Annotated in this window: 12 protein-coding genes; 8 read left to right on the top strand and 4 right to left on the bottom strand. The window is 35.8% G+C overall.

The window, feature by feature from the left end:
- Positions 1–56 precede the first annotated feature (56 nt).
- Together AMD27_RS05700 and AMD27_RS05705 are read right to left on the bottom strand one after the other, a co-directional pair.
- Entirely contained in the window at positions 57–2,795 is a 2,739-nt protein-coding gene (locus tag AMD27_RS05700) for a LuxR C-terminal-related transcriptional regulator (protein WP_081405928.1), read from the bottom strand.
- Positions 2,796–2,858: 63 nt separating this feature from the next.
- Entirely contained in the window at positions 2,859–3,650 is a 792-nt protein-coding gene (locus AMD27_RS05705) for an enoyl-CoA hydratase/isomerase family protein (protein ID WP_067657512.1), read from the bottom strand.
- 461 nt (positions 3,651–4,111) lie between these two features.
- Between AMD27_RS05705 and AMD27_RS05710 the strand changes: the two genes are divergently transcribed.
- The 7 genes from AMD27_RS05710 to AMD27_RS05735 all read left to right on the top strand — a co-directional run bounded on the left by AMD27_RS05710 (position 4,112) and on the right by AMD27_RS05735 (position 14,320).
- Positions 4,112–5,647 carry an AMP-binding protein gene (locus tag AMD27_RS05710; protein ID WP_067657515.1) on the top strand — a complete coding sequence of 512 codons (1,536 nt, stop codon included), beginning with the start codon at positions 4,112–4,114 and terminating at the stop codon, positions 5,645–5,647.
- Positions 5,644–6,441, top strand: coding sequence for an enoyl-CoA hydratase-related protein (locus AMD27_RS05715; RefSeq protein ID WP_067657518.1), 798 nt, complete (start codon positions 5,644–5,646; stop codon positions 6,439–6,441). Before AMD27_RS05710 ends, AMD27_RS05715 begins: the two co-directional genes overlap by 4 nt.
- An 89-nt stretch (positions 6,442–6,530) precedes the next feature.
- The gene (locus AMD27_RS05720; protein WP_171254779.1) at positions 6,531–8,648 is read left to right on the top strand and encodes a 3-hydroxyacyl-CoA dehydrogenase NAD-binding domain-containing protein; all 2,118 of its coding nucleotides are present in this window, start codon (positions 6,531–6,533) and stop codon (positions 8,646–8,648) included.
- A 583-nt stretch (positions 8,649–9,231) separates the two neighbouring features.
- A complete protein-coding gene (gene purL, locus AMD27_RS05725; protein ID WP_067657524.1) occupies positions 9,232–13,062 on the top strand; it encodes a phosphoribosylformylglycinamidine synthase in 3,831 nt (1,276 codons plus the stop codon).
- Positions 13,063–13,265: 203 nt separating this feature from the next.
- Positions 13,266–13,391 (top strand): KGW motif small protein, encoded by a 126-nt coding sequence (locus AMD27_RS19275; protein WP_265733173.1) that lies wholly within the window; start codon positions 13,266–13,268, stop codon positions 13,389–13,391.
- A gap of 273 nt (positions 13,392–13,664) precedes the next feature.
- Positions 13,665–13,997: a hypothetical protein gene (locus AMD27_RS05730; protein ID WP_067657528.1), complete on the top strand. Its 333-nt coding sequence runs from the start codon at positions 13,665–13,667 to the stop codon at positions 13,995–13,997.
- Positions 13,998–14,005: 8 nt separating this feature from the next.
- Positions 14,006–14,320, top strand: coding sequence for an NGG1p interacting factor NIF3 (locus tag AMD27_RS05735; RefSeq protein ID WP_067657531.1), 315 nt, complete (start codon positions 14,006–14,008; stop codon positions 14,318–14,320).
- Here AMD27_RS05735 and AMD27_RS05740 read toward each other — a convergent pair.
- Positions 14,317–15,108, bottom strand: a complete 792-nt coding sequence (locus AMD27_RS05740) for a nitroreductase family protein (protein WP_067657534.1) — start codon at positions 15,106–15,108, stop codon at positions 14,317–14,319. The genes AMD27_RS05735 and AMD27_RS05740 overlap by 4 nt on opposite strands.
- Positions 15,109–15,218: 110 nt before the next feature.
- Positions 15,219–16,019, bottom strand: coding sequence for an enoyl-CoA hydratase-related protein (locus tag AMD27_RS05745; RefSeq protein ID WP_067657537.1), 801 nt, complete (start codon positions 16,017–16,019; stop codon positions 15,219–15,221).
- A 104-nt stretch (positions 16,020–16,123) separates the two neighbouring features.
- Here AMD27_RS05745 and AMD27_RS05750 point away from each other — a divergent pair, with 104 nt between their 5' ends.
- Positions 16,124–16,690, top strand: a complete 567-nt coding sequence (locus AMD27_RS05750; protein WP_067657540.1) for a nicotinate-nicotinamide nucleotide adenylyltransferase — start codon at positions 16,124–16,126, stop codon at positions 16,688–16,690.
- Positions 16,691–16,723 lie beyond the last annotated feature (33 nt).

The raw sequence follows: 16,723 nt of genomic DNA on the forward strand, positions 1-16,723 counted from the left end.
TTTTTAAGTAAATGATTAAAGCTGAATTATTTCATGAAAAGAAAGTTGTTGAAGCATTAAATCAAACCTAAATCTCTAGCAATTGCAACAGATTCAGTACGATTGCTAGCAGAAAGTTTTGAATTAATATTTCTAAGGTGTGCTTTAATAGTTGTCTCTGACAGAAAGAGCTTTTCAGCAATAGATTTGTTCGACAGACCTTTTTCAAGTAATGTTAAAACTTCAATTTCACGTTTAGATACATTGTGATCAATCGTAAGAGAATTATTAACATTTAACATTTTGATCGTTGATGATATTTTATCAAAAATACTATTTTTGAAAATTGTATTATCAATTGAAATATGATCAACATTAATTAAGGATTTAAGTTGTTCTAAATATTCAATATTAATTTTTGATAAATGTTTTTTATAGTCAAAACTATTTAAAAGTAACTTAATCAAAAGTTGAATATTAGAGCCTTCATCTAGTATTAGGTTGATTATACCATTTTGACTTGACTGCTTAAGCACATTTAAGAGACATTTAAATGACATTTCGATGTTAGACATTGAAAAATATGCTAAAGATAAAATTAATTGTAATTTAATCAACTTTCTCCGACGATTAAATATTTTTACAATTTCAATTTCTTCTGTAACTTCTTGAATGACTTTTGATGCATTCCCATTCGCAATGTTCAATCGCCATCCGACAGATTTTAGATCATCTTCATCTAGTGAGGGTAAAATATATGAAGTATACGAGTTCCAAAATTCAAAATTACACAACTCCGAATAAACATTTTGTGCTTCAAATAAATTTCCTTCTAACCAATGGATCCTAAAAAACTCAATTTTAGAACATGCATTCATTCGTTCGATATTTAATTTTTGTGAAATACTTTCTAATTCTTTCAAAATTTTAAAACATGAAAGTCGTTTTCCTTTTTTATAATAAATTTTAGCATACAGTACATAACCTAAAATAATTAAATCTGTTGTACCATTTTCACGAGCATATGAGAGAGTCTCTGCAAGAATTCGTTCAGATTTATCTAATTGATTTATATCGTACAGTGCTTGGGCATAAGGAATACTAATATTGGCAATTCCACCAGAAAGGATATTAGACTCACCATACCAATAAGACTCATAACAAATTTCAAATTTTGAAATTGCAATTAAGGAATTTCCTTGTAAAAAATCAATGAGACCATCTTGCGAGTCACTTAAATTACGTACGAAGCTAAATTTTAAACTTGCATCATTATGTAAAGAATTAGCTATTAACTTTCGGGCATCAATATATTTACCAAGACTAATTAAACAAAAAGAAGCAATACTGGATAATATACTACGTTCAAATTTGTATGAGACTTCTATAGTCTCAAGAAGTTGACTAGATAAGTTATGGCACTCCAAAATTTTATCATTCATAGATAATTGTAAGCACATGACAATTTGAATTTGTTGGAACTTTTCTAAATCTTGATGAAATTTATCAACTAATTTATCGATGATGGTTTCTACTTTAAATTGTTGTCGATTTAAAATGAGCGCCCAAGCATAGATAAGTCGGAGTTCAAAATCATCATCATATTGAGGAGATTCAATGTTTAAATGGTTTAACCATTTTAAAATTTTTCTTACTCGACCTGCAATCAAAAACTGTTTAGCGTGTTTTTTTAGTAAGTAGACTGTTTTTTTAAGATCCTGCGCTTCAATGAAATGATTAATTGCCAATGTAATATTTTTTTTATCTAAGTACCATTCAGCAATTTTCGCATTTAATACGTTAACATCAAATTTAACAGACTCATGGATTTTGTTCTTTAAAAAATCTTTAAACAAAGCATGAAGCTTAAATTTTCTTTTATTCAAATCTATAGGTATTAAAAAATAGTTATCTTTATAAAGTTTATATAAAATTTCTTTAGCGTTTTTATCTCCTGTAATGTATTCACAAATTTCATGATCAATTTGATCTAGTAAAGAAACTTTAAGTAAAAAATCTTTGTCATTCTTATCCATTATATCTAAAATTTCTTCTGCTAAAAAATCTGAAAGTTCATTATTTATTGTTGAAAAGCTTTTTAGAAAGCTAATTTTATTCTTTTGTTCTCGAATAGCTAAAGAAGCCAATTGAACTGCTGCAGGCCAACCTTCCGTTTTTTCATTCAACAGATCAATTTCAACGTCATCTAAATTGTAGCTGAGATGTTTGTTTAGAAATACTTTACATTCTTCATAAGTAAATCTTAGGTCATTGAAGTAAAAGTCAAGAACTTCTCTTTTTATCCGTAATTTACCCAAATTTATTTTAAGAATCCTTCTTGTGCTAACGATTAATTGTAAATTTGGTGGTAAAAAATCTAGTAAATTTTCCAAAAAGTTTAATATTAAATTGTTATTGATTATTTCTATTTCATCGATAAAGATTTTTAAAGGTTTTTTGTGTTTAATTATTCTGTCAATTAAACCAATTTTAATTTTTTCGTTATTTTCTACGACATCATTGATAGCGTTTGATATGGATTGAATAAACTCATCAAAATCGTTCATTGATGAATCAATACTAATCCAACACGTGGCTATTTTATTTAATTGACACCATTCGTTATATTGTTCCATTAAACTAGTTTTACCATAACCAGCTGGTGCTTGAATAAGAACGAGTTTAACAGAATTATGGTATGCAATAATATTTTCTATTAGGTGTTTTCTATATACATAATAATTTGGGGTGGTTATTGTATTATCTAAATAATTCTGTTTATTTCTAAATATCTGTGCATCTGTTATTAACTTCACAATTCATCCTTGATAGTGAGTAATATTAAGAATTATGGCAGTATATTAATACTACCTTTATATTTACATGCCTTTAAAATTTGGTCGACGTCTTTCCTTAAATGCATCGAGACCTTCTTGATGATCCTGAGTGTGGTTTGTTATCATTTCATATGCAATACAAGTATCCATAATGGAATGTGCTAATTGTTTTAAACCAATATTCACACTAGCTTTAGTCCATTTAATTGCTTTAAGTGGCCCATTAGCAATATTTTTTGAAAATTCTTCAACTTTTTCATCAAGTTGTGATGCCGGAACAGCATGGTTGATTAACCCAATTCGCGCAGCTTCAGTTCCAGTCAAAGCTTTTCCTGTCATTAAATATTCTTTAGCACGTGCATATCCAATAAGTTGCGGCCATATTATGGCACCACCATCACCTGCCACTAGACCAATTCCCACATGGGGATCTGCTATTTTTGCATTTTCTGCCGCATATATAACATCGCAAAATAATGCAAGAGTACACCCCAAGCCAATTGCATTATCATGTATTTTAGAAATAATCGGTTTTTCACAATCTAACATTGCGAAAATAATTTGCTTGGCTTCTCTTGCAGTGAGTTCAAATTTTGTATGATCATCAATTTGACCTTGTAACCAATCGATATCACCTCCAGCAGAAAATGATCCATTTGCACCTGTTAAAATAATGACATCAGATAATGGGTCATTTGCTGCATCGATAAAAAGAGTTGCTAACTCTTTATGTAACTCATCATTTATAGCATTAAGCCTATTTGGTCTATTTAATGTTAAGGTTAAAATGCGATCTTGATAATTCCAATTAATACAATTATATTTATTTAACATTATTCATTCCTTAATTCTGCTTCTCTATGTTGGTTTACATTCATATTGTGAAATATAAACTTTTACCATCCTTGTTCATTACGTAAAATTATTCAATATTATTTAGATGATCTAAATAATAAATTTTTTTGAATGGCTTATTTTTAGCCTTAAATTTAATTAAGTCAAGTGAATGAAAGTTGCAATTCTTAAATTAATTTTAATACTTTATATAAATAAAATTTATGAATTGTTTATTAAATTTTATGGTAGTGCTAAATACCAACGTGTAATAATTCATTTATATATTTTAATATCAATAACTTATTATTTTTATCACGTCGTATTCATGCACTACCTTATTGTTAATAACTAAAAATAAATTTAGTTCTTTTGAGGTATTTATTTATTTTAAATAAAATCTATAAGTTATTTTATATAAATATTATAAATTGACCAATTGGATTTAAGGGAGTGATGAAATGTCAATCACAAGTTTTCTGCATGAAGCAATAGAAAAGTACCCTCATCATAATGCTTTAATTTATGAAGACAAAATCACGACATATGAGGGGCTTAAGAACAATATATCAAGATTTGCATCAGCCATTTCTGCTTTAAATACAGACTTAAGTAGGCCGATGAGTATCCTTGCTCCAAACAGTAATAAATACATTGAGACTATGCTAACTGTATTCTGGCTGGGTGGTGTAATTAACCCTATGAATATACGTTGGGCCATTCATGAGATGGTATATGTTTTAAATGAATGTGAATCTGAAATACTTTTTGTAGATAAAAATTTCACCGATATAGTTAATGATTTGAAGCACAGTTGTCCTCTTCTAAAGCATGTCATTTATCTGGGTGATGATGATTTGCCAGGACTAAACATCTACCATGCGATGGTTCGGAATCATCAAGGAATTGTAGATTCTTATACGGAAGATGACCGTTTAGCTGCAGTATTTTATACCAGTGGTACAACAGGAAAGCCTAAGGGGGTGATGCTAACGCACAGCCATATAAAGAATAATGCGTGGATCGCATCTACTTATCTTCAAAATAATATGGGCATAGCTATTCAGGTACCACCATTGTTTCATATTGGTGGCGTAAACTGGTTAATACAAGTTTTACAAAGGCATATGCCGCTTGTGATTTTAAAAGGTTTTGATGTTATTGAAGTCTATAAAACTATTCAGAAGTATCAAATTACTGAAAGTTTTTTTGTCCCTACAATGTTGCAAATGTTAATCAACTCTCCAGAGTCCAAAAACTATAATTTAACAACTCTAAAAAGATTGATTTATGGTGGATCTGCAATTAATCGTAAGCTCATTACTAAAGCATCTGAAATTTTTCCTAATGCTGGCTTTGTGCAATTTTATGGTATGACAGAGGCATCACCATGTGTAACTGTATTAGATATGGAAGCACATAATCATGACCACAATCTAAAATCAGGAGGATTTCCACTTCATCAATGCACTGTAAAAATCGTAGATAGTGAAGGACGAGAATTACAATGTAATCAAGTAGGTGAAATTATTGTATCTGGGTCTAATATTATGTTGGGATATTGGAAAAAACCAAAAGAAACAAAAAATACGCTTAAAAATGGTTGGTTGTATACAGGTGATGGCGGTTATCTCAGAGAAGATGGTTTTTTGGTCTTAGTAGACAGAATAAAAGACATGATTATTACGGGTGGAGAAAATGTTTACTCAACTGAAGTTGAAAATGTGATTATGGCAATTGAAGGCGTGGGCATGTGTGCTGTAATTGGAATACCTCATGATGTGTGGGGGGAGTCAGTACATGCAGTCATTATTCCCAAAGAAGGTTATACCTTCTCTAATCAATATCTAGATGCTCATTGTAGAAAATATCTTTCAGGATTTAAATGCCCGAAAAGCTATGAATTTACAAGTGATCTCCCGTTATCAGGTGCCGGTAAAATTCTAAAAAATGTATTACGTTCTAGAAATATAAAAAAATGCGGAGATACTATATGAAAGAAAACATTATCGTTGAATATTTAGACAAAATAGCACTGCTAAAATTAAATCGGGCGGAAGTTTTTAATAGTCTCAATGTTGATATTGCTAAGCAATTTATTTCTATTTTAGATGATTTAGAAGCTAATAATAATGTCTATAGTCTGGTGATCACGGGTGATGGGGATGCTTTTTGTGCTGGTGCTGAATTAAATCAAGAGTTAATTCAAGGAAATTCTAATCGGTCACTTGGTGAAAATCTTAATAAAGATATGGAAGATTATTTTAATATTTGGATAATTAAATTAACATATTTCCCAAAACCGGTAATTATCGCTCTGAATGGCGTTGCTGCAGGGGCAGGAGTTGGATTGGCTTTAGCTGGTGATATTATTATTGCGGCAGAAAAATCATATTTTTTACTAACATTTATGCCTAAACTTGGCTTAATTCCAGACTTAGGTTCATCATGGCAGTTGCTCCGAACCATTGGGTTGGCGCGTTCGAAAGCATTAACTTTAACTGGTGAGAAATTAGATGCACAGAAAGCAAAAGATTGGGGAGTCGTTTGGAAAGTTGTAAAAGATGAGTTTTTAATTACTGAGTCCATGAAGTTAGCAAGCCAGTTATCCAGCCTTCCAGTATATGCCAAATCTGAAATTAACAACCTTTACCGTCAATCTTTCGTCAATACTCTTGTAGAACAGCTCGATTATGAACGTATTAAGCAGTCAGAGTTGTTTGATTCAAATGAATTTCAAGAAGGCGTTAAATCTTTTATGGAAAAAAGAAAACCTCAATTTAAAAAATAACCGCTGAAAATAATATTAGTCCAATTGAACAATACTTTTTTTTCCTTTTGATTGGTTTAATAACTAAAATATATTCCAAGGTGATGGTTGTGTACCAAGGTCAAACGCTTAGTTTAAAAAAAATTCATAATGATATTGTCATGCTATGTTTCGATAGGAAAAATACTCGTATCAATAAACTTGATAAACGTACACTCTTAGAATTACATGAGGCATTAATCACCCTTACTGATAGTGAAAATATCAGCGGTTTGCTTGTAATGAGCAATAAAAATGATTTCATTTTAGGGGGAGATATCTTAGAATTTCCAGCATTAATGCAATTAAACACTGAGGATATTTTATCGGAAGTTTTGGAAAAAAACACCATTTTAACTGCTTTTGAAAGTTTACCTTATCCCACATTAACTGCGATCAATGGTTTTGCTCTTGGAGGAGGGGTAGAGCTTAGTTTAACAACTGATTTAAGGGTTATTGAGCAAAATGCTCATTTGGGATTTCCTGAAGTAACTCTTGGACTTATACCAGGCTATGGTGGCACTGTAAGATTTCCTAGCGTAACAAATACTAAAATCGCTATTGATATGATGGCCTCAGGCAGAAATGTTGGTGCGGAACAAGCTTTAGAGTATGGTCTTGTACACAAAATATGTGAAAAAAATGAGCTTTTGAATTGCGCTTATAAAATTTTAAATGATGCAATCGATGGTACAATAGATTGGAAATTAATTCGTAAAAGTAAACAATCTGCGCTTCCAGTAGAAAAACGAATTAACCATGCAGAGTACCAGTCTACACTCAGTAAATATAAAACTAAAAATGCGAAGGATTATCCAGCTGCTTCTGAAGTAATTAAGCTGATCTATGACTCAATGGATTTATCATATAATGATGCATTAATACACGAGTCAGTAAAATTTAGTGAGATTGCTAAAACACAGGCAGCGACAGGTCTGGTACAATTATTTATCAATAATTCAAAACTTAAAAAAAATCTAAATAGGTCATCTAGCTTTGTCCCTATAAAAAAAGCTGGAGTAGTTGGTGCTGGAATTATGGGTGGTGGGATAGTGTATGTAAACGCACGAAATGGCATAGATGTGACAGTTTATGATATTTCAGAAAAATCCTTAGAAGAGTGTTCAAATGAATTTCATAGATTAATGAGTAAAGAAGTCACTAAAAATAAAATCAATAAAAAAAAGCAATCTGAGGTATTGAATCAGTTTCATAAAAGCAAAAAATTAGGCGCTATTAATCAATGTGAAATTGTGATTGAAGCTGTAACAGAAAAATTAAATATAAAGCATAACGTGCTTAAAGAGCTTGAAACAATTGTAAATCATGATTGTATTTTTGCTACGAATACGTCATCGCTATGCTTAAAAGATCTTGTTATTTCACTTGCTCATCCAGAAAGACTCATCGGGTTACATTTTTTTAATCCGGTTTCACAAATGGACTTAGTAGAGGTAATTAAGACGCCATTGACTGAAGCTGGTATCGTTGAAAAAGCTATTCAATACGTAAAGGACATAAAAAAAACGCCAATTGTTGTAAATGATTGTGCGGGTTTTCTGGTTAATCGTGTTTTGACACCCTATATGATTGCTTTTTTAAAGTTAGTAAGACAAGGTATCTCAATTGAAAGAATCGATTCAGTTATGGTTGATTTTGGTTGGCCTATGGGACCTGCATTGTTACAAGATGTCGTCGGATTTGATACGTTAACCCATGTTCTAATCAATATTGCCGATGCCTATCCTGAAAGAATGGACTCTTCTCATGTTGCTATTTTGGAAGTAGCTGTGTCTAAGGGAATGCTGGGCGCAAAAAATGATAATGGCTTTTATGTCTATGCTAATAAAAAAGAGAAATCATTAAATCCAAAGATGATTGTTCAACCACCTCAAAATAATACTTATCATTTAGAAGATCAGGACATATTACATTATCTAATGTTACCCATGCTCCTAGAATCAGTGTGGTGTCTTGAAGAAAAAATTGTTGAGTATCCTTATGAGTTGGATTCAGCAATGGTGATGGGGGTAGGGTTCCCTAAATATCTTGGAGGGCCACTTAAGTATATTGATTGGATCGGCAGCAATAAGATTATTGAATTAGCAAAAACGTACAAAATACAGCATTTAATTCCAGATAAACTTTTCCAAATGGCGAGTTCGAAAGAGAAATTTCACACTATTTGATTTCAAGGAAGAGAGGATTTTAAACCTCTATCGCACGTTAAAAAATTTGTGGATATCAACTTGAATAGCCATCAAAATTCTAAGGTATGTTCTCATTTGATGTGCAGATCCCAATCTTCTGGTCTATTCAATTAAAATATCTTATATCATCCTTCTAACTTGTAAAATTAAGTTCTGGAACAAATCTCACGCAGAGTCATACTGATGAAATTTGGGTGCAAATCTTAAATACCATGCAACTTTCATTGAGGGAAATCGTCATTTTTTGAAATAGAATTTGATCGTTGTCGGGGGAGTGGTATAGGAGTGTTTGAATCATTTCTATTTGATCTCTTATTTTAATAAATATTTGAAGATATTATTTCGAATCATTTAGATACAAGCTTTTTAGCACGAAATTATATTGCTAATTCAATTTTTTTATATGAAATTACACAGTTTCTTAAAGAATTGCTTGGCATTAAACACCATAAAGCCAATTTTTTATCTAGATGATTCACTCAATACGCAGTAGAATATGCGCTCTCTTCAAGTCACATTGGCGGTATGGTCCACAAGACCCTGCCCGCGGAGCCAAATCAGCATGTATATCGTGGCCGGTGCACCAGCACACTCTTCTTTTAAGAAAACTCAACTCTTCAATCGTTTAACGTCAATGAGTTCAGTTCAATCAATTGAAAGTCAATGGATTTATCTGTTTGATCAAGCCCTTAACGAGCCGCAGCATCAATCTGCATTAGCGCTTTTAAATGATGGTCAATCATTTGAACTTCGCCAAGCAGCAGCTGATGAAATTCAGATCCTTGTCACGCCACGTTTGGGGACAATTTCTCCGTGGTCATCTAAAGCGACTGATATTTTTGCCAATTGTAATATCCCGATACACCGCCTTGAACGCGGTGTTTTGTTTACTTTAAAAGGCATCTCTGAAGTGTCGAATGAAGTAAAACTTGCTTTGCATGACCGTATGACTGAATCCTTGTTTACTGAGATTGATCAAGCGGCTGCATTGTTTGTTGAGACTGCACCGAAACCTTTAAATAGCATTGATATTTTAGGTCAAGGTCAACAAGCGCTTGTGGATGCCAACAATGAATTTGGTTTCGCATTGTCGATTGAAGAAATCGAATATTTAACGGAAGCCTTTACTAAAATGGGGCGTAACCCCAATGACATCGAGCTGATGATGTTTGCCCAAGCAAACTCTGAGCATTGCCGTCATAAAATCTTTGGTTCTGAGTGGACAGTGGATGGCGAAAAACAGCCATTGTCATTGTTCCAAATGATCAAAAACACCTATAAAGAATCGCCTACTGACGTGTTGTCTGCCTATAAAGACAATGCCTCTGTCATTGTAGGCTATGACACCCAACGTTTTTATCCAAAACCTGATGAAAACGGGCACTATGTCTATAAATATAAGAGCCAAGCGGCTCATATTTTAATGAAAGTTGAAACCCATAACCATCCAACAGCGATTGCACCATTTGCAGGCGCTGCGACAGGTTCTGGTGGTGAAATCCGTGATGAGGGCGCAACAGGTCGTGGCGGTAAGCCAAAAGCAGGTTTAACCGCATTTACCACGTCTAACTTGAATATTCCGGGCTTTGAACAACCGTGGGAAGACCACTACGGCAAACCGTCACGTATGGCGTCTGCACTACAAATCATGATTGAAGGGCCACTCGGTGGTGCTGCGTTTAATAATGAGTTTGGTCGTCCTGCATTAAATGGCTACTTCCGTACCTTTGAACAAAACGTGAATGGCGATGTCAAAGGCTTCCATAAGCCGATTATGATCGCGGGTGGTTACGGTAATATTCGTCCAGACCACGTTGAAAAAGATCCGATCCAACCGGGTGATTTGCTGATTGTCCTCGGTGGACCAGCAATGCTGATTGGTTTAGGTGGTGGCGCAGCGTCTTCTGTAGACAGCGGTAAACTCGGTGAAAACTTAGATTTTGCTTCTGTACAGCGTGAAAACCCAGAAATGGAACGCCGTTGCCAAGAAGTGATTGATACCTGCTGGCGCTTTGAAGACAACAACCCAATCGTATCTGTTCATGATGTTGGTGCGGGCGGTGTGTCTAATGCCATGCCTGAACTGGTCAATGATCATGAATTGGGTGCGATTCTTAACTTACGTAAAATTCCATCCTTAGAGCCGGGCATGTCTCCAATGGAGATATGGTCCAATGAAGCGCAAGAGCGTTATGTGCTTGCGATTCGCCCAAGCTCATTAGAATTGTTCGAATCGATCTGTGCGCGTGAACGTTGTCCGTTTGCGGTACTGGGTGAAGCGACTGAAGCACGTCACTTAACCGTTGAAGATCCATTGTTTGACAATAAAGCCGTGGATATGCCCATGCAAGTGATGCTGGGTGGCACACCGCGTATGAGCCGATCATACGAAACGATAGAGCGTAAAGGCGATGACTTTGACGCTGCAAAAGTTGAATTAAAAGATGCGATTTTCCGTGTCTTGAAGAATCCAACCGTTGCCTCTAAATCATTCCTGATCACCATTGGTGACCGCTCGATTACCGGTATGGTTGCTCGTGATCAATTCGTGGGTCCTTGGCAAGTGCCTGTGGCAGATGCTGCTGTCACGACAACAAGCCTAAAAGGGTTTACCGGTGAAGCTATGGCAATGGGTGAACGTCCACCCGTAGCACTTCTAAATCCAGCTGCGTCAGCACGTTTGTCAGTGGCTGAATCGATTTCAAACATCATGTGTGCCAACATCGAACAGATTAGCGACATTAAGCTGTCTGCAAACTGGATGGCAGCAGCGGGTCAACCGGGCGAAGATCAAGCTTTGTTTGAAGGCGTCAAAGCCATTGGTATGGAAATGTGTCCAGCACTGGGCATCGCTATTCCAGTCGGTAAAGACTCGCTGTCTATGCGTACCACGTGGAATGATGATGGTGTAGATAAGTCTGTGACTTCACCAATGTCAGGCGTGATCACTGCATTTGCACCTGTTCTTGATGTACGCAAGACGTTAACACCAGAACTTAAAAATATTGAATCTGTTCTTGTGCGTATTGATTTGTCTAAAGGTCAGTACCGCTTAGGTGGTTCGATCTTAGCGCAAGTCTATAAAGCGATTGGTTCTGTCACACCAGACGTTGACAGTTTTGATGACTTCAAAGCATTCTTCGCCTTGGTGCAAGACTGGAACAACCGCGGTTTGATCAAGGCTTACCATGATATTGGTGATGGTGGTTTATTGGCAACTGTTGCTGAAATGATGTTTGCATCACGTTTAGGCGTGGCGCTTGAAGATCAATCGATTGCTGGCTTATTTGCTGAAGAAATCGGTGCTGTATTGCAAATTTCTAAAGCAGACTGGGCGACTTTAGAAGCTGAAGTTGCTGCCTCTACGCTTAAAGATGCGATTACAGTGGTGGGTACAGTCAATACCACAGATAGCTTAACTGTAAATGGCTTGAGCTTAGGCCGTGTTGAATTGCAACAAGCGTGGACTGAAGTTTCACATCAAATTCAACGCTTACGTGACAATATTGAAACAGCAGATCAAGAATATAGTTTGATTGCCAATAAAGATCACAAAGGTCTGATTGCACAACCTACATTCGATTTGAATGAAGAAATTGAAGCGCCATTTATCAATTTACGCCGTCCAAATATGGCGATCCTGCGTGAGCAAGGGGTCAATGGTCACGTTGAGATGGCGGCTGCATTCGATAAAGTCGGTTTCAATACCATTGATGTCCATATGAGTGATCTTCTTGCAGGTCGTGTCAGCCTAGATGAGTTCGAAGGCTTAGTGGCTTGTGGTGGATTCTCTTATGGTGACGTCATGGGTGCTGGGGGCGGTTGGGCGAAGTCTGTATTGTTTAATCCAAAGCTCCGTGATCAATTTGAACAATTCTTTAACCGTGACGAAACCTTCTCATTGGGTATTTGTAACGGTTGTCAAATGTTGTCGCAACTTGCGCCTTTAATTCCGGGTGCAGAGAACTGGCCGCGTTTCCATCGCAACAAGTCTGAAATGTTTGAAGCACGAGCAGTCAATGTTCGTGTAGAAAAATCAAATTCTGTATTGTTACAAGATATGGAAGGTTCAATTCTTCCAATCGCTGTGGCGCATGGTGAAGGTCGTGTGGTTGCTGCTGATGGCTCAATCGCAGCATTAAATGTAGGCAATCAAGTCACATTACGTTATGTCGATAGCCTAGGTAACCCAACTCAACACTACCCATTGAACCCGAACGGTTCGCCAGAAGCGATTACAGGTGTGACGTCTGTTGATGGTCGTGCAACGATTATGATGCCGCACCCTGAACGTAACTTCCGTGCGATTCAGCATTCTTGGAAACCTAAAGATTGGGATCAAGATGGTGCTTGGTTACGTATGTTCCGCAATGCCCGTAAATTTACTGGTTAATTAATTTGAATATGAATTAGTCAAATTGAAGAAGCCCCGAAAGGGGCTTTTTCTTTGAGATGAGTATCAAAAATCAATTTGAGAAAATAATGGGTTACATTGTTTAACTTGGTTTATTTCTTGCTTGTTATAAATTGTCTATTGAAGGATAGAAGTTTTGCCCCGGAAGTGTTCAATAAATGAATTATGAATGAGGTGACAAAATGACAAGAATTGAACGTTATTTAGACCGAGTGGTTTTACGCCAAAAAGGATGGATTTTGTTTGGGATGGTCGTGTCATTGCAATTGTTGCTGATTTTGCTCGGATATGTATATTTACGCATCTAATTAATTGGGTCAGTGGGAGCTTTAATCAGAAATTTAATGAGTAGAAAAACAATTCATTTATAATTTATGATAAATAAATGAGTATAAAAAATGCATAAAATTCTAATTTTTACTTTTACTATTTTTATTGCTCTTCAATCAGCAAATGCTAAAAATTTTCAAATAACTGAATTGATAGATGAACATGCAATCAACTGTCATGTTTTCTCTCAACCTGAAAAAAGTAAGTTTGTTTAAATTCTTCAGGATTTTTCAGGAAGCACAAACTCAAACGTGAAATTAGACACAGGAAAACAAATATTAAAAATAAAAAACAGTTCATATTTTGGTATCCAAGGTTATCAATTCTATAAAACCGAACATATGAAGCAAAATGACTTATCTGTTAATTTCAATGTATTTAATGCGAATTTAATTAAAATTGCTTTTCAGTCATATAAAACTGAAGAGGGAGAGTCAGGTATTTACTACTTTATTTTTAAAGGCTCACCTGCGGATGTACTTTACCGTATGAAAAAATCTATGGGTGATACATGGAATATTGAAAATTTACTTGAAGAGACTGCTCAAGGTCATTCAAAATTAACCTGTATTTATGCAGGTTAATCTAAGAAATGTTAAAACTGATCTATTACGTCCCTGAATCACACCTCGAACCCACCAAACGTGCCATTTTTGACGCAGGGGCGGGTGGTATAGGCAACTATGAACATTGTGCTTGGCAAGTTTTAGGCACAGGTCAATTCAAACCGATTCAAGGGGCTAATCCATTTATTGGTAAGCTATATACCTTAGAGCAAATTCCAGAGTGGCGGGTAGAAACCATTGTCCCTGAAGCCAAAGCATCTGCTGTTGCCAAAGCATTAAAGGCAAGCCATCCTTATGAAGAACCTGCCTTTGAGTTTATTCAAATCATCGATATCGATTAAACTTTTTGAATAAACAGCTTGCGGTCAAAACGATACTGCGGGAAAAATACACCATCTTCTGCACGTTCGCCTGCACCAATTACCATGACAGGATATTGCTGATCATTGAGTCCTAGGGTTTTACACACCAAAGGCTCATCAAAACCTTCCATCATACAACTGTCAAAACCATGTGCACGCAAAGCCAACACTAAATTTTCACATGCCAGAGCGGTAGTTTTACTCGCCCAAAGTTTCGCGTCCGCTTCATTAAATGCAGTAACAGGAAGTTGTTTATTTAAAGTACGTGCAACTTTGAAAGCGACTTTCTTAAAGTTACCTAGTGCATTGAAATAGCCTGTTTTATAATTGTAAGGAATAAATTTATAGTACTTTTTGATCATAGGTGGAATTTCAGGAAATGGAAATTCATTGACATTACGTTTTGCCATTTCATCAATGCGATCTGTACGCGCGACACACACAATCAGTTCCGATGCAGTCTTGGCTGCCAATTGGTTTAAACAGGCTTTGACTATCTGCTGTTTCTTAGCAGCAGATTGCACTACATAAAACGTCCAAGGCTGTAAGTTGGATGAGTTTGGTGCAAGTAGTGCCATATCTAAACAATCATCAAGCACTTCAGTAGGAATGGCTTTATCTGTAAATTTTCGAACCGAACGGCGACTTTCAAGCACTTTCTTAAAGTTCTCAACGTCTATATTCAGCGGCGCTGCTTCGAAATAACGTTTTTTGGTATTTTGGGATTCAGACTGTAAATTGGTATTAGAATGATTAGAGTCGGTCATATCAGCTCAAAATGTGGGAGAAATAGAAAAATATCCTAACACTCGGATATGAGGAAGCTACGCTCAAATACAAAATGCATACTTGAGCGAGTCTATTTAAGTGCAAAAAATTAATTGAACTGAGTGAAATCAGGTTTACGTTTCTGCATAAAGGCACCCACAGCTTCCATCATTTCAGGTGAACCAACACGCTGCATAAAGATTTCAGCTTCATGGTCAATCCATTCGACAATTTCTTTTACATTGTGTTTCATCAAGGCTTTACTTTGCACCAATGAGGCAAGCGGTAATGCAGCCAAAGTTTGAGCTTGCTGAGCCGCTTTGGCATAGGCATCCTCTTCAATGCTATTCACCAAACCGATTTGAAGCGCTTTTTCACTGTTAAATTTTTGTGCAGTAAGAAGAAGTTCAGCGGCTTGATGATAACCTGCTTGCTTAACCAATAACTTACTTGACGCACCTTCTGGAGATAGGCCTAGACTCACAAAAGGAATTTGGAAGACTGCAGTATGATCTGTATAAACCAGATCTGCATGCAGCAAAATCGTCACACCAATGCCAATTGCCACACCGCGAACAGCAACAATGAGCGGTTTAGAAAATTGTGCAGCAGATTTAAGCAAGACAAAAGGAGGGCCATCTTGTGGACGAATTTGATCTTTCATTGCAGCAGACTTCATAAAGTCCTGCATGTCATTGCCAGCACTGAAATCTGCATCCGCACCACGTAAAATCACCACACGTACATCTTTGTCCACATCTGCTTCATCCAAAGCTTTTGCAATCCAAAGATATAATTCACCATACAGGGCATTTTTGGCTTTAGGACGATTAATCGCCAACGTCAATACGCCATCGGTTAAATTCGCGTCCAAATGTTCATGTGGTTGTTGAATACAGCTCAGTGTCATCGTACTATCCTTGCTTTAAACTGAATTTAATTTTATGACGCTTATTATGTCGCATATTTTTAGGTACGACACAACTGGCGAGTTCATAAAAAATAAGATGCCCTATGCAATATAAATTTGATTACTTGGTGTTTATTGGTCGTTTTCAGCCCTTTCATTTGGCGCACATGCAGACCATCAAAATTGCATTAAATAACAGTCAGCATATTATTTTGGCACTGGGTTCGGCACAAAGTGAAAGAAATATCAAAAACCCATTTTCAGCTTTAGAGCGTGAACAGATGGTTCTGTCTAACTTTTCAGAAGCAGATCAAAAACGCATTCATTTTGTACATGTCATTGATGTTTATAATGATGTGAAATGGGTGAAGTTAGTCAAATCTTTGGTGGCAGAGCGTGTCACAAGTGATGATAAAGTTGGATTGATAGGGCATTTTAAAGATGATTCGTCTTATTATTTAGCACTTTTTCCGGAGTGGGAAATGTTAAAACTCGAGAGCTTGGTCGGTTCAATGTCAGCGACGCCGCTTCGAGAAGCGTATTATCGTGGTGAGATTATGGAATCCGCTTTACCACTCGGTACAACTGATTTTCTGCGTGCTTTTCAGCAAACAGTGTTATATACCCAGCTAAAAACCAAATTTGAACAGCAAGATTTTTCCAATATTTAATTTTGAATCAACAGAGCTCAAGTTGATTGACAC

The organism is Acinetobacter sp. TGL-Y2 (assembly GCF_001612555.1).
In the GTDB taxonomy this organism is placed as follows: Bacteria; Pseudomonadota; Gammaproteobacteria; order Pseudomonadales; family Moraxellaceae; genus Acinetobacter.

Coding starts and splice junctions, on each gene's coding strand:
- AMD27_RS05710 (WP_067657515.1), top strand. CDS start 4,112: ATGTCAATCACAAGTTTTCTGCATGAAGCAATAGAAAAGTACCCTCAT.
- AMD27_RS05735 (WP_067657531.1), top strand. CDS start 14,006: ATGTTAAAACTGATCTATTACGTCCCTGAATCACACCTCGAACCCACC.
- AMD27_RS05750 (WP_067657540.1), top strand. CDS start 16,124: ATGCAATATAAATTTGATTACTTGGTGTTTATTGGTCGTTTTCAGCCC.
- AMD27_RS05705 (WP_067657512.1), bottom strand. CDS start 3,650: ATGTTAAATAAATATAATTGTATTAATTGGAATTATCAAGATCGCATT.
- purL (WP_067657524.1), top strand. CDS start 9,232: ATGTATATCGTGGCCGGTGCACCAGCACACTCTTCTTTTAAGAAAACT.
- AMD27_RS05745 (WP_067657537.1), bottom strand. CDS start 16,019: ATGACACTGAGCTGTATTCAACAACCACATGAACATTTGGACGCGAAT.
- AMD27_RS05715 (WP_067657518.1), top strand. CDS start 5,644: ATGAAAGAAAACATTATCGTTGAATATTTAGACAAAATAGCACTGCTA.
- AMD27_RS19275 (WP_265733173.1), top strand. CDS start 13,266: ATGACAAGAATTGAACGTTATTTAGACCGAGTGGTTTTACGCCAAAAA.
- AMD27_RS05740 (WP_067657534.1), bottom strand. CDS start 15,108: ATGACCGACTCTAATCATTCTAATACCAATTTACAGTCTGAATCCCAA.